The sequence below is a fragment of the Dysgonomonas termitidis genome, assembly GCF_054657735.1.
This window is the reverse complement of record NZ_BAAHYD010000002.1, coordinates 799,354-813,395: the sequence shown is the minus strand read 5'-3', so window position 1 is coordinate 813,395 and position 14,042 is coordinate 799,354. Positions and strand designations below refer to the sequence as shown.

Below are 14,042 nucleotides of genomic sequence, written 5' to 3'. Positions count from 1 at the left end.
GGGCTTTTCTACCATACAAACGGTATCCATTATTAAAACCGGAATCCTTACTGACTCCATATTATTACCCAAAAATCAAGTACGCGTTTTTCAGCCTATCTGAAAAACAGACTTCAACTCCATGAAGTCGGAAATAATGATATTTGCCGTGGCATTCTCTTCCTCGTCACCCCACCCCTGACCTTTGAGCCAGATAGTCTGACACCCGTTTTGTGAAGCAGGCACAATATCTTTCGAATGAGAATCCCCGATAACCACAACTGAAGAAGCAGGTAAATCCAGATTCTGGACGCCCAGACCGAATATAGCCGGATCAGGCTTCCTTACTCCTACTACAGCCGATTCTATAATATCGTCGAAATATCCGGACAAGCCGAAATCAGTTAGCACAGATTGTATGTTTCCATAAAAGTTAGAAACCAATACCATGGGATAACGGCTCTTCAATATTTTGAGTAAAGGCTTCTCTTTTTCTATTAAATCTCTGACAAAGGTATAACATTGTGTCGAAATAGCAAGGCTATAACCCTTTGTTTTATCATTTTCGGATAAAAAGCCTTTATTTATTAAGTAATTTACCTGTAAATCTATCTTTTTTCCAAGTAATATAAAAAAATTATCTTCTGCTTCAATAACAGGGTGTGTAGCAAGATAACGCTCGGCATACACATAAGCTTCACGAAACTGTTCTTTCGAAACAGGTACTTCATTATCCACATATGCATCCCAAAGCACTTCGCCCCAATGTTTCCCATTGCTGTCGATAGTACCTCCGTAGTCGAAGATTATTCCTTTTATTTTACTTATATCCAACATTCTTTTTCAAATCTTAAAAGGTAACAAAGGTAACACTTATTTCAGTAAACAGTAAACAGTCAGCAGTTAACAACTCGTATCTTGTCTACTCGTAACTCGTAACTGCCCTAGGGCGCAGTATCTCGTATCTTTCTCCAAAAGGTAACAAAAGTAACAGTTTTTTTAGTCTTTGTGCCCTTTGTGATTTCCTTCGTGTACTTGGTGGTTAAAACTCTTTACCACAAGGGACACAAAGATTTACACCAGGGACACTATATAAAAAGGTAACAAAGGTAACATGATTAAAGTCTTTTCAGAGTGTTACTTTTTAGTGAATCCCGTTGCTTTTACTTGTTCGATAATATAGATAAAGATAGATGGAAAATAAAGCGGATAATCTGATATTTATTTTGTTATTCGAGTCCGGACTACTTCACAAGCGTTAAAAGAGGCTGTCCTTTTAAATTCAGCCTCTTATATCTTAATGTCGAAATGTATACCGGAATACGTCCGATTATCTTTTCTTCTTCATAGCATAAGTCTGTGCTTTCAGAAATTCGCCAAACTCTTTTATATCTGTGAATTTGGCTTGCTCCTCAACTGAGATCGGTTTACCAAAACGTACATAAATAGTCTTACCTCTTTTGTTAGTCGTTTCATGCAATAGACGTACAGTCCTTATTTTCCAGCTTATAAATCCTAATGTACGATATATCCACGAATTGCTTCCATCTATATACATAGGAATGACCGGGACCTTTGCTTTCTTTATCAATTTAAGAACAGTTGGTTGCCATTCACGATCTTCGGTCTTAGTCAGATGATTGGTTGATACACCTCCTGCCGGAAACAGCCCCAACGGATGTCCGTCATGCAAATGTTCCAGGCATTGCTTTACTCCTCCCAGACTCGATTTCAGATCTTTCATCTTATTTCCTTTAGCATAAGGATTGACTCCGATAAAATGCTCGTCCATAGTATCTATCTGGCTCAGCATCCAGTTTACCATCATCTTGTAGTCCTTACGCTTGCTTGCCACTGTACTGATAGCTATTATTCCATCTATATGGCCTATTGGATGGTTCGAAACTGTGATGAACGGCCCTTCTTTAAACTGATCGAGAACCTCGTAATTCTCATACTTGCGGATGATCCCCATTTTGTCGAGCATATCATTCACAAATTCAAGACCTGTATATTGTTTGGAGGCATCGTAAATAGCATTTACCTTATTTAAGCCTCCTACACTGAACACAATATTCGTAAGGGTATTTCCAAAACGCCCCCTGAATACAGGATGCAGGTTCTGTATCATATCCCTGCTTATCAGTTTTTCTTTCATAAGCCTTTTTTCAGTTATCAGTCAGGAGTTTACAATTCATATCTTGTCTACCCGTAACTTGTAACTCGTAACTACTTAATATAATTAAGATATTTGCTGTAAAATGATTTAAACCAGCCCAGCCTCATCAATACAAATTCGAACAATGCGATGCCCACAACCGCGCAAAGAATGCCTAACAGTACATCTATAATATAATGATGAGACGTATATACTGCTGTAAACCATATACCAACCAAGAATATTAAAACAACGGACAATATTCCCCGGTTACATTTCTTCTTTACTACATAGAACAGCACCACTACCAGATATGCCGAATGCAGGGACGGAACCGCGGCAAATACATTGGCATTGCGCCCGTAAATGGAATTGAACAGCGGGAAGCCTATCAGTTCATCGAAACGAACTAATCCGGCCATATTACCGGGTGTATTCAATATCGGCTCAAACCCGTAATTCATCGCATACCATGGCGGTGCAGCGGGATGAATGTAATAACAAGTGAAACCGAGCAGATTGACAAAGAGGAAAACCATTGCAAAGCGAAGGAACATATCCCTGTCTTTCTTGAAATATAAGTATAGACCGAATGCCACCGGAACAGGTACCCAGCCCAAATAAAAAATACCGGCTAAGAAATCGGCTATTGCGCTCGTATGCAGGGTGAAATATTCGCAAGGAATAAGTACTGCACCATCTACTGTAATACCGAATAACGCTTTTTCCAGATTATATAATCCCTCCACATCTATCGGATTCACCAGATAATTAGGATATACACGCATCCAGTCGTAAGAAATACCGAATATAAGAAACGGCAATAATCCTACGGCTAATTTCCGGGTCTTGGCATTCACAAAAAACAACAAGAGAAAAAGTGCGATCAAAAGAAAATGCTCAGGACGAAATCCTACGAATATACTTGTCAATATCGAAAACAGGATAGTTATCCCTACAACAATAATGCTCTCTCTCAGAGTCGGCAAAGAAATCTGTAACTTCATTTATTCTCCTGCTTTTTCTTTTCTGTCTTGTTCCTGCAACACCCTTTTGCAATGTCTCAGGCGGTTAATAGCTGTAATATTGGAAAATACGGCGACGAAAGCAATCGGTACCACCATAATTAATATCGGCTCAAACAAAGGAATACTCTCTTTGTGAGGCACAGCGACACGATAATACGGAAAGAAATATCCGAACAAGCCGCAGAGTATACACCCCACAGCAATAGTCACCACACGCTCGGGACGCTGCATAAACCCTCCTTTACATTCTATCCCTAATCCTTCGGCACGGGCACGCACATAACTTACCATCATGGACCCGATAAGAGCGATAAAGGCAAATAACGAGCTAAAGAAATATCCTTGCAGGATCAGATAATAGCAAATACCGAACAACACAATCAGCTCGCTATAACGGTCGAGTACCGAATCAAACAGTGCGCCATAACGGGAACTCATTTTACCGACGCGGGCAACCTGCCCGTCCATCATGTCAAACAATCCGGCAAATAAAATAACGAATCCCCCCCAACCGACAAACGACAAATCGCCTTCATGGCCGTAGGTATGCCCGAAAAAGATTTTTCCCCGCATAGCTCCGCAAATAAAAATAATACAAGCTACAACATTCAGTACCAACCCTGTGGCCGTAATAAAATTGGGTGTAATACCAATCTTTACCATCCCCCTGACAAGAGGGTCAATAATTTTATAAATTATCTGTTGAGCAATATCTCTAGCTTTCATTTTTATCCTTCCCCTTTTTTAAGATTTATATATATCGTATACAGCAACACCTTTCTATATGTCATCTGCATGTTCCTTTTCACATTCTATAACTTCTTCTTTATTATCTTTTTGCGTATTTTTCTTAAAATACTTTTTGAAATCCCTGTTCTTATATACAAAGAGACGCTGCATGTTGTAATTCCATCCGAACCCGACGATCAACGAGACAATTATCTTCGGTATCAGGAATACATTATTCGCTATAATCTCCGGCAGGCTCTCCATAGGAAGCCATTTCATCACCAGTTCAGTCACCAATACCGTCCCTTCTCTGTTAAGGAACAGATTGACCAGCCAAACCATCACATATTTAATAGCAACATCGCGTATCTTACTATCCTGAGCCTTGAATGTCCATTTATAGTTTATAATACAATTAACCACTCCTCCCGAAATATTGCCGAAAAGGGTCGCATTACCATAAAAGACGCCAAAAATATTAGTGAGTAATATGGTTACTGTAAAGTCAGTCAGACTAGATATCTGTGAGGAGAACTGCGCCCGCACAAACATGAAAATCCCTCCTTTTTCAGAGACGGTTTTCGTGACCTTCTTTATCCAATCAGCCATTTTCCTCCCAATAATATTATAAAGCCATACACTCCTGCAAGCACATCATCCATCATTACGCCCCATCCGCCTTTCAGATTCTCCATTTTACGAATTCCCAGGGGTTTCCAGATATCGAATAGCCTAAACAAGGCGAATGCAATCAGCGCGTGATATACATTGCCGGCATCAGCCGCAAGTAAGGTTATCCAAACTCCCACCATTTCGTCTACTACGATACGGGAAGGATCTTTTCCCCATGAAGGTTCAAGAACGTTTGATGACCAGACGCCCAGAGCTGTAAATATGATGATTAATGCAATAGTTATCAGAAATAAGGAAAAAGGGAAAACGAGAAAAGAAAGGGCAATCCATATAATAGTAGCTAATGCTGCGCCCGCCGTGCCGGGAGCAAACGGGGAAAAGCCCGTACCAAAGCCTGATGCGATAATTATATAAAAGAGATTCTTTTGTTTCATTTCTTCAATAAAGCCACAAAGTTATCAAAAATTGCATTGATATCAAAGTGGTTAAAAATATATAATTTACTTACATTTAAATTCCTTAAAATGGCTACCTGAGCAACCCTGCCGGTATTTTGCCGATATTACATATTTACCGATATTTTCTGTGATATGCGTTCTGCTATATACGGAACAGATGCTTCGCGGCAAGGAGCAAAACTAGGCCAGTCATTAAAGTCTATAATCTTAAATGAACCATCCGCTGCGACAATACAATCACCGCCGTATATATCTACATTCAGTACCTCCCCCGCTTTATTACAGGTCTTTTTCAATGCATCCAAATCGAACGGGAATTCCTTTGCATCTCCGTTTACTGCTTCCAACCCGAATTTGGTAAGGCTCAGATCGAACGGATAGAACCAATAAAAGAAATCCGTGCCGTATACTCCATAAAACTTCACTAAATCTCCGACCAGATGTTCATTTATCACGGCATTAGGTATATCGCGTAATGCAAATTCCTGTAAAATGGATTTAGCTTCCTCTATATTACGTGCATAAGCTACATCCTCCCGGTGAATGGTATGTGAATCGCCTCTCTTTACCCAAAAAGCTCCGGCATTCATTTTTTCCAGTTCTCCGGTAGGGTCGTCAGTTACATCCATGATTATACTTTCAGGGTGTGGAATATTATTGTCTATCAGCAAACGTGTCATGGTAGTACGGGTACAGTTTTCGATACTTGTTCCCGGATTCAGGATTATCGCACCGTTTTTCTCGCATTGTTTCAGCCTCTTGATTGTGCTTCTATCACGGGCCATATTAAAAATATACCTCTCATTTTCTTCACTCAACACAAACTCCGATTCCGTATATTCCCTCACCTCATATCCCATGCTCCGCAGGCATTCAGCGGTAAGGTTGAATATCATACCATCGTTTCCAATATGGTTGGGAGAGAACTTTGTATTCCTTTTGATTCCTGCGATTCTAACTTTTGACATCTTTATTTTTTACAAATTGCTCCGCTTTCTTTATATCCTCTGCATGGTCAACATCAACGATCTTAGCAAAAGGAAATGCTTTCAGATTCAGGTTATCAGTTACCAGCTGCCGCTGGAAATTACGCATCCGTGACTGCCCTGCTTCGATACAGGATTCTAATGTATCTATTGCCCTGGGAGTAAGTCCGTAAATTCCTCCCGATATATATTTACAATTATCCGAATGATCCGGAAATCCCTTTATATTCATTTTACTGTCAACTTCCACATACAATGGTTTTTCATCGTCGATATAATCTGTTACAGCCATTACTCCGTCATTATCCTCATCTGAGGCAAAAGCCCGTATAAAATTTCTGAACTCCCCTTCCTGGAAAATGGTATCGACTGTTGTCAGGCAGAACTTTCCATCTCTCAGAAAATTTCGTAATTCAAAGAAACTATGCATAGAACTCGGGGTAGATTTCACCACAATATTAAATGGCACATCCAGTTTCAGCCCGGATATATATTCCTGAACCTGCACCATCTCCTCATTGACAATAACACTTATCGAAGATGCATCATTCCTGAGAAAAATATCAATCAACCGGCGAATCATTTCCTTTCCTTCCAGCTTTACCAAAGGCTTCGGCAAAGTAACACCTTCTTGAGCCAGTCTGGAGCCTTCCCCCGCCGCTATTATAGCATAATTCATAAATATTAATATTTTTTGACTAAAGCCAGCCAAAAAGGTTTAATCCGGAAGTAAAAAAATTTATTCTTCAGCAGTCAGATCAAGGACTTCATTATCGCCGCCTTTTTCAACATATAGCTTTTTCAACGGATTTGCATGAGCCTTATCAAATTCTATCCTGTTGCCGAATGTATCTATGGCCATATAAACGGCCTGACGGAAGGATTCTTCCGATGCTTCATTCTTTCCGGCTATACCATAGGCTGTCCCGTGAGCCGGAGATGTACGGACGATCTGTAATCCGGCTGTAAAGTTAACACCGTCTTCCATAGCTAAGGTCTTAAAAGGAGCTAAACCCTGATCGTGATACATTGCCAGTATGCCGTCGAATTTGGCGAATTCACCTGCCCCGAAAAATCCATCGGCAGGGTAAGGTCCAAAACAAAGTACCTTTTTATCTTGTAATTCCTTTATGGCAGGAGTAATAATATCATTTTCTTCTGTTCCGAGCAAGCCGTTCTCTCCGGCATGCGGATTGAGGGATAATACCGCAATACGTGGCCTGCCTATTCTGAAATCACGTTTCAGGCTGGCTTCGAAACGCATGGCCGCATCTGTTATTTTTTCTTTAGTCAGCGATTTTGGGACATCTGCCAACGGAATATGCCCCGTTACGAGGGCAATACGAAGCGAATCCTTGATGAGAATCATCAGGCTTTTGTCCCCGTCTTTGCCGAAACGCTCTTCAAGATATTCGGTATGACCGGGAAAGTGGAAATCTTCACGCTGGATATTATGTTTATTGATAGGGGCTGTCACCAGGACGTCAATCAACCCGTTTTTGAGATCCGCAACCGCCTTTTCAAGGGATTTATATGCCGCTTCCCCTGCTATTGCGGTCGATTGCCCTATTTCAATTTTAGTATCTTCATTGATACAGTTGATGATATTCACTTTGTTTACCACCGCATCCTTCACATTATTGATCTGATTGAAAGAAACCGGTTGCAGTTCCATCGCTTTCCGATGATAGGACGCCACCTTTGCCGATCCGTAAATAACAGGGATGCACATCTCTGCCATCCGGATATCTGCAAACGTTTTCAGGATAACTTCGTATCCTATCCCGTTTATATCACCTTGTGTTATACCTACTTTTATCATAGTTGATTTAGTTTTTAGATTGTATTACCTGCAACCATTGTCCGGCCAGGGTTTCGACAAAGTCAACAAAAGTCGGGGCTTTATCGTATTGATAAATCGTACATAACGGATGGCCTTTGTGAGGCGTGATCGCGAACGGGGAATAGTCATCATGTAAATAAACGAAAACTTCTTTTGTTTTATAATTATAGAAGGTCGTATTTCCATTCGCTTCGAGAGCAAAAGTCAGAAAGTCGGACGTATCCATAGGTTCTATGCCCTGCGACTTACATTCATCCGCATAGTTTTGTTCCCATCCTCCGATACCAACCGTGGAATCTACCAGCGAGAATGTAAACTGATTGGCATCTATAAAACTCTCCGCCTCCATAGTATTGTCTTCGAGCCAATATTCTACAATCCCTCCCATATTTTGGGATAGCAGAATGTGCTCGGGTATAATATTACGCCCCTGGGGCACACAATGTTCCAGCTTACAAAGCCAGCCGATGGTACTTCCACCGTTAAGCGTCCATATATACTGCCGGAACCGCTGATTGCCGTTCAGTGTAAATTCTACTTTATATGCTTTATCCAATAACCGGGTCATTTTTGGGAAAAGAACGGCAAAGTCTTTCGGCAAAGTCATCTTCCCATCATGAATCCCGTTAAATACAACCTGATTATTCCTCATTTTTTTTACTTTTCATTGTCGACAACATTCCGCAAGCCGCGAATATATCTTCGCCGCGCGACGCGCGTATGGTCGAAGTGACACCTTTACTTGTCAGATAATCCCTGAATGCCTCCATCTTTTCCTTTGTCGATGTTTTCAGATTGACATTCGGTATCGCATGGAAACGTATAAGATTTACCCTGCATTCGATTCCCCTGAGCATCTGCGCCAGTTCTTTGGCATGCACGAGCGAATCGTTGAAATTATCAAACATTATATATTCAAAAGACAAGCGCCGTTGCTTTGTCCAGTCATATTCTTTTAATAAGTCCATCACCCCGGCTATAGGGAAAGCCTTCTCGGCAGGCATAATAGATAACCGCTGTTCTTTCTCCGGGCTATGGATGCTGATTGCCAGATGGGCATTACTTTCATCCAGAAAACGTTTCAACTTGGGCGTAACACCGGTTGTGGAAACGGTTATACGTTTGGGACTCCAGGCCATGCCATAATCGGCCGTCATAATTTCGAGTGTCTTTTTCAATTGCTCATAGTTGTCCAGAGGCTCACCCATTCCCATAAAGACAACATTCGTCAGATCTTCGGCTTCACGAACCGAATAGAGCTGATTCAATATTTCATTGGCAGTAAGATTGCCGTTAAATCCCTGTTTCCCCGTCATGCAAAACAGGCAGTTCATCTTACAACCAACCTGTGAAGACACACAAAGCGTAGCCCTGTCGTCTTCGGGGATCATCACGGCCTCGATAAGTTTATCGTTCTCCGTTTTGAATAAATATTTAACAGTGCCATCTACAGATTGCTGGAATTCGAGCGGGATATATCTTCCCACATCGTATTTTTCCGACAACAAAGCCCTGTTTGCGACCGAGATATTTGTCATCTGGTCTATCGATGTTACTCTTTTCTTGTATACCCAATCGGCGATTTGCTTTGCTGCAAATCTGGGTAGACCGCACTCACCTGCCACACCATAGAATTCATCCATGATCATACCCAGTAAGTGTTTTTTTTCTATCATACCTTTAGTTACGAATTACGAGTTACAAGTTACGAGCGAGTGGGACATCATAAGTCTTGTAACTCGTAACCTGTAACTTGTAACTATTTTTTACAATCTTTTCTTAATAGCTTCGCTATCCTTTTCAAAACCCGGTTTGTCAAGGAGAGCGAACATATTTTTCTTATATGCTTCCACTCCCGGTTGGTCGAATGGATTCACACCTAAGATATACCCGCTGATACCGCATGCTTTCTCGAAGAAGTACAACAACTGTCCGATACTGTATGCATCCAGTTTAGGCATTTCCACTTTGATGTTCGGTACACCTCCGTCAACGTGGGCCAATTGCGTGCCCAGTTCGGCCATTTTGTTTACAAAATCCACACGTTTACCTGCAAGGAAGTTCAATCCGTCAAGATTTTCTTCATCGGTAGGCACTGTCAATGTTTCATTCGGTTGAGCCACTGATATAACAGTTTCGAAGATAGAACGTTCACCTTCCTGTATCCATTGTCCCATAGAGTGAAGGTCGGCGGTAAAGTCAACCGCAGCATTGAAGATACCTTTATTTTCCTTGCCTTCGCTCTCTCCGTAAAGTTGTTTCCACCATTCTGCGATGTAGTGCAACTTAGGGTTGAAGTTGGCCAGGATTTCTATTTTCTTACCTTTTTTGTATAATTCATTACGTGTAACGGCATATACTTCTGCGATATTCTTTTCGAAAGGCACAGCCGGAGCGGTTTCTTTCTCCATATATGCAGCACCTGCAACCAGTTGGCGGATATCGATCCCTGCTAATGCGATAGGAAGCAAACCTACCGGGGTCAACACAGAATAGCGTCCTCCTACATTATCAGGGATTACATATTTCTTAAACCCTTCTTTTGTAGCCAGTGTAAACAATGCTCCACGCGCAGCATCTGTAATAGCTACGATACGGTGTTTCGCTTCGTCCTTACCTATTGTTTTTTCCAGTTCGGCTTTAAGGATGCGGAAAGCCAAAGCAGGTTCTGTTGTTGTTCCCGATTTGGATATATTGATGATTCCGAAAGATTTACCTTTCAGGTATGCAAGTAATTCCACCAGATAGTCTTCACCGATATTGTTCCCAGCATAAAGGATTACAGGAGTTTTACGGTCGCGTTGCAACCAATCGAAGGCATTCGACAGAGAATCGATAACAGCCCTTGAACCAAGGTAGCTGCCGCCGATGCCGACAAGTACAATTACTTCGCATTTGGCCTGTAATGCTTTTGCTGTATCTTCTATATCTTTTAATTCAGCATCTGTAATCGATGACGGCAAGTTCAGCCAACCCAAAAAGTCGTTTCCTTTACCTGAACCATCATGCAATGCCTCATTGCATTTCTTTGCCAAAGCAGCCTGATTGTCGATGTCAGCCTGATTAATAAAACCTAAAGTTTTGCTAATGTCTAATTTGATAACCTTATCCATTGTTCTTTATTTATTTTAATATTTGTTCTCTCAATACCTTAACACCCTCCCGCGCTGATGCATTTTCATATAATACGTGATACACCAGGTCTGCAATAGGGATATTCACATTATATTTTTCGTTCATTTCCCTGATACATTTTGTACCATAATATCCTTCGGCAATCATTTCCATCTCTATCTGAGCTGCTTTTACGGAATAACCCTTTCCTATCATGGAACCGAATGTACGGTTACGGCTGAAACTTGAATAACACGTAACCAATAGATCTCCGAGATATGCCGAATCCTGAATCCGTCTTTCTATCGGAGATACAATATCTACAAAACGTTCCATCTCGGATATTGCATTCGATACCAGCACCGCCTGAAAATTATCTCCATATTTCAGCCCGTGGCAAATACCCGAAGCAATGGCATATACATTTTTCAGCACAGCCGCCAGTTCGATACCTGATACGTCGTTCGATACGGATGCCCTTACAAACCTGTTGTTGAATATTCCGGCTATGGCACGTGCTTTTTCAATATCGGGACAAGCAATCGTAGGATATGTGAGACGCTCCAAGGCTATTTCCTCAGCATGGCAAGGCCCGCCGACGATAGCCATATTTTCGGCAGGGATATCGTAGAATTGCGTCAGATAATCGGTAACCAGCAGGTTTTCGGGTGGGATGATCCCTTTGATGGCCGAAATAATAAACTTTCCGTTTATTTTAGTTTTCAGTTTATCCAGATGGCTTTTAAGAAAAGGGGACGGAACAGCTAAGATCAGCGTATCGGAATCCTCAACAACCTGAGTAATATCCGAATAAAATGAAATTCTGTCCAGGTTAAATTCAACTGTCGATAAATAAGAAGGGTTATGCCCTGTCTTTTTAAAATCCTGTATCTGTTCCGGACGGCGCATGTACCAATTGATATGCTTTTCGTGATTCAGCATAATCTTGGCTAATGCGGTCGCCCATGTTCCACCACCTAAAATTGCAATTTTACCGGGAAAACTCATATTTTTAACCACCCCCTCCTAACCTCCCCCAAAAGGGGAGGAAAAGGAAGCAGGAATTTTATTTATTTTTAATATTCATGACTCATGGCTTGCTTAAGCCCCTCCTTTTGGAGGGGTTGGGGAGGTGAACCATCCCTCAATCACCTCTACCGATGGCAGAGACAACTCCAGTTTATGCTTTTTGTTGATGTCTCCTAAATCCTGTCTTATCTTCTGCGGATTTACATCTTTCATTGCTTCCACAGTAAGGTATCCGGCTTTTTGGAGGATAGGAACCAGTTCTTCCGAAACTCCCAGTTCCGTATATTTTGCCACAGGATCTTTCTTCGCCACTTTTTCAGGGCGCATCTGAGGGAAGAACATCACTTCCTGAATACTTTCCTGTCCGGTCATAAACATTACCAGACGGTCCATACCGATGCCGATACCGCTTGTCGGCGGCATGCCGTATTCCAGCGCACGCAAGAAATCCTGGTCGATAAACATAGCTTCGTCATCTCCTTTTTCCGATAATTTCAGCTGGTCTTCGAAACGGGCGCGCTGGTCTATCGGGTCATTCAGCTCCGAATAAGCATTCGCAAGTTCCTTGCCGTTTACCATCAGTTCGAAACGTTCTGTAAGCTCCGGATTATTTCGGTGTTTCTTTGTCAGCGGCGACATTTCCACAGGATAGTCTATAATGAATGTCGGTTGTATATAGTTACCTTCACATTTGTCTCCGAAAATGGCATCTATCAGCTTTCCTTTACCCATTGTTTCGTCCTGTTCCACTCCAAGCTGCTTGCAAACGTCGCGAAGCTGAACCTCGTCCATTCCGCTAATGTCTACACCTGTAAAATGCCTGATGGAATCTATCATAGTAACGCGCGGGTAAGGCGCTTTGTAATCAATCTCATTTTTACCCATTTTCACTTTGGTAGTTCCATGCACGTCCATACAGATTTTCTCCAGCATACGCTCGGTAAAATCCATCATCCAGTTGTAATCCTTGTATGCTGCATAGAATTCCATTACCGTAAATTCCGGGTTGTGCGTCCTGTCCATACCTTCGTTGCGGAAGTTACGGGAAAACTCATACACTCCATCGAAACCTCCGACTATCAGACGTTTCAGGTAAAGTTCGTTTGCGATACGCAGATACAATGGAATATCCAGTGCATTGTGATGAGTAATAAACGGGCGGGCAGTAGCTCCTCCCGGTATGCTTTGCAATACCGGAGTATCCACTTCTATATAACCGTGTCCGTTCAGGAATTCACGCATCGAATTGAATACTTTTGTACGCTTGATAAATGTATCTTTTACGCCCTCGTTGACGATCAGATCGACATAACGCTGGCGATAACGCTGTTCCGGGTCGGTAAATCCGTCGTAGGTAACCCCGTCTTTCACCTTCACTACGGGAAGCGGGCGAAGCGATTTTCCTAACACCGTCAATTCTTCGGCATGCACCGATATTTCACCCATTTGTGTACGGAACACAAATCCTTTAACGCCGATAAAGTCTCCAATATCCAGTAATTTCTTGAAAACTGTATTATAAAGCTCCTTATCTTCAGCCGGGCACAAATCGTCACGTGATATATAGACCTGTATGCGTCCTTCCGCATCCTGCAACTCAACAAATGAAGCTTTACCCATGATACGGCGCCCCATGATACGGCCGGCAATGGTTACCGGACGACGTTCTGCTCCGTCTTCGAAGCTTTCTTTTATCTCTTTTGAATATGCATTTACATCATACAGCGCTGCCGGATACGGTTCTATCCCTAACGCTCTCAACTCTTCTAAACTTTGTCTGCGAAAGATTTCCTGTTCGCTTAATTCTAGTATATTCATTATCAATCTATCTTCAGATTTTTAATTTCAAAAATAAAAATTGGTTCGTATGCGAATAACCACGCAAAGTTAAAAAATATAATCACAAATACACATTTTGTATCCGGTTTAATAGACACCAGACCTGAAAGCTGTACTTTTTTTAACAAAAAAGCAGAAACAGGTATAAATAAAATCGGCGTGCATTACACATGAAATAAGTAATATAAATTGTACCTTTGCACCCTCAAAGATGGGAGGGCTACACTCCTTAACCGTATTAGAACA

At 41.6% G+C, this 14,042-nt stretch carries 14 protein-coding genes; all 14 read right to left on the bottom strand.

The features are described from left to right. Positions 1–90: 90 nt before the first annotated feature. The 14 genes from ACYQ3L_RS07450 to lysS all read right to left on the bottom strand — a co-directional run bounded on the left by ACYQ3L_RS07450 (position 91) and on the right by lysS (position 13,775). A complete protein-coding gene (locus ACYQ3L_RS07450) occupies positions 91–816 on the bottom strand; it encodes an HAD family hydrolase (RefSeq protein WP_379994091.1) in 726 nt (241 codons plus the stop codon). A 493-nt stretch (positions 817–1,309) separates the two neighbouring features. After that, positions 1,310–2,137 carry a lysophospholipid acyltransferase family protein gene (locus ACYQ3L_RS07445; RefSeq protein ID WP_379994089.1) on the bottom strand — a complete coding sequence of 276 codons (828 nt, stop codon included), beginning with the start codon at positions 2,135–2,137 and terminating at the stop codon, positions 1,310–1,312. A 71-nt stretch (positions 2,138–2,208) separates the two neighbouring features. Then, the gene (locus ACYQ3L_RS07440) at positions 2,209–3,144 is read right to left on the bottom strand and encodes a phosphoinositol dihydroceramide synthase (protein ID WP_379994088.1); all 936 of its coding nucleotides are present in this window, start codon (positions 3,142–3,144) and stop codon (positions 2,209–2,211) included. Beyond that, positions 3,145–3,891, bottom strand: coding sequence for a CDP-alcohol phosphatidyltransferase family protein (locus ACYQ3L_RS07435; protein WP_379994087.1), 747 nt, complete (start codon positions 3,889–3,891; stop codon positions 3,145–3,147). Between the two features lie 54 nt (positions 3,892–3,945). Further along, the gene (locus ACYQ3L_RS07430; protein WP_379994086.1) at positions 3,946–4,503 is read right to left on the bottom strand and encodes a GtrA family protein; all 558 of its coding nucleotides are present in this window, start codon (positions 4,501–4,503) and stop codon (positions 3,946–3,948) included. Further along, a complete protein-coding gene (locus tag ACYQ3L_RS07425; RefSeq protein ID WP_379994085.1) occupies positions 4,488–4,961 on the bottom strand; it encodes a phosphatidylglycerophosphatase A family protein in 474 nt (157 codons plus the stop codon). The genes ACYQ3L_RS07430 and ACYQ3L_RS07425 overlap by 16 nt, the downstream gene beginning before the upstream one ends. 128 nt (positions 4,962–5,089) lie before the next feature. Beyond that, positions 5,090–5,953 carry a hypothetical protein gene (locus ACYQ3L_RS07420; protein ID WP_379994084.1) on the bottom strand — a complete coding sequence of 288 codons (864 nt, stop codon included), beginning with the start codon at positions 5,951–5,953 and terminating at the stop codon, positions 5,090–5,092. Beyond that, complete coding sequence (locus tag ACYQ3L_RS07415) at positions 5,940–6,650, bottom strand: sugar phosphate nucleotidyltransferase (protein ID WP_379994083.1); 711 nt, start codon at positions 6,648–6,650, stop codon at positions 5,940–5,942. Before ACYQ3L_RS07415 ends, ACYQ3L_RS07420 begins: the two co-directional genes overlap by 14 nt. 60 nt (positions 6,651–6,710) lie before the next feature. Continuing rightward, the gene (pdxA, locus tag ACYQ3L_RS07410; RefSeq protein WP_379994082.1) at positions 6,711–7,793 is read right to left on the bottom strand and encodes a 4-hydroxythreonine-4-phosphate dehydrogenase PdxA; all 1,083 of its coding nucleotides are present in this window, start codon (positions 7,791–7,793) and stop codon (positions 6,711–6,713) included. A gap of 7 nt (positions 7,794–7,800) precedes the next feature. After that, positions 7,801–8,466, bottom strand: coding sequence for a hypothetical protein (locus tag ACYQ3L_RS07405; RefSeq protein WP_379994081.1), 666 nt, complete (start codon positions 8,464–8,466; stop codon positions 7,801–7,803). Then, positions 8,456–9,490 (bottom strand): dual-specificity RNA methyltransferase RlmN, encoded by a 1,035-nt coding sequence (gene rlmN, locus ACYQ3L_RS07400; protein ID WP_379994080.1) that lies wholly within the window; start codon positions 9,488–9,490, stop codon positions 8,456–8,458. The genes ACYQ3L_RS07405 and rlmN overlap by 11 nt, the downstream gene beginning before the upstream one ends. Positions 9,491–9,580: 90 nt before the next feature. After that, entirely contained in the window at positions 9,581–10,927 is a 1,347-nt protein-coding gene (locus ACYQ3L_RS07395; protein ID WP_379994078.1) for a glucose-6-phosphate isomerase, read from the bottom strand. 10 nt (positions 10,928–10,937) lie between these two features. Further along, entirely contained in the window at positions 10,938–11,936 is a 999-nt protein-coding gene (locus ACYQ3L_RS07390; protein ID WP_379994077.1) for an NAD(P)H-dependent glycerol-3-phosphate dehydrogenase, read from the bottom strand. Between the two features lie 93 nt (positions 11,937–12,029). Further along, positions 12,030–13,775, bottom strand: coding sequence for a lysine--tRNA ligase (gene lysS / locus ACYQ3L_RS07385; RefSeq protein ID WP_379994076.1), 1,746 nt, complete (start codon positions 13,773–13,775; stop codon positions 12,030–12,032). Between the last annotated feature and the right edge of the window lie 267 nt (positions 13,776–14,042).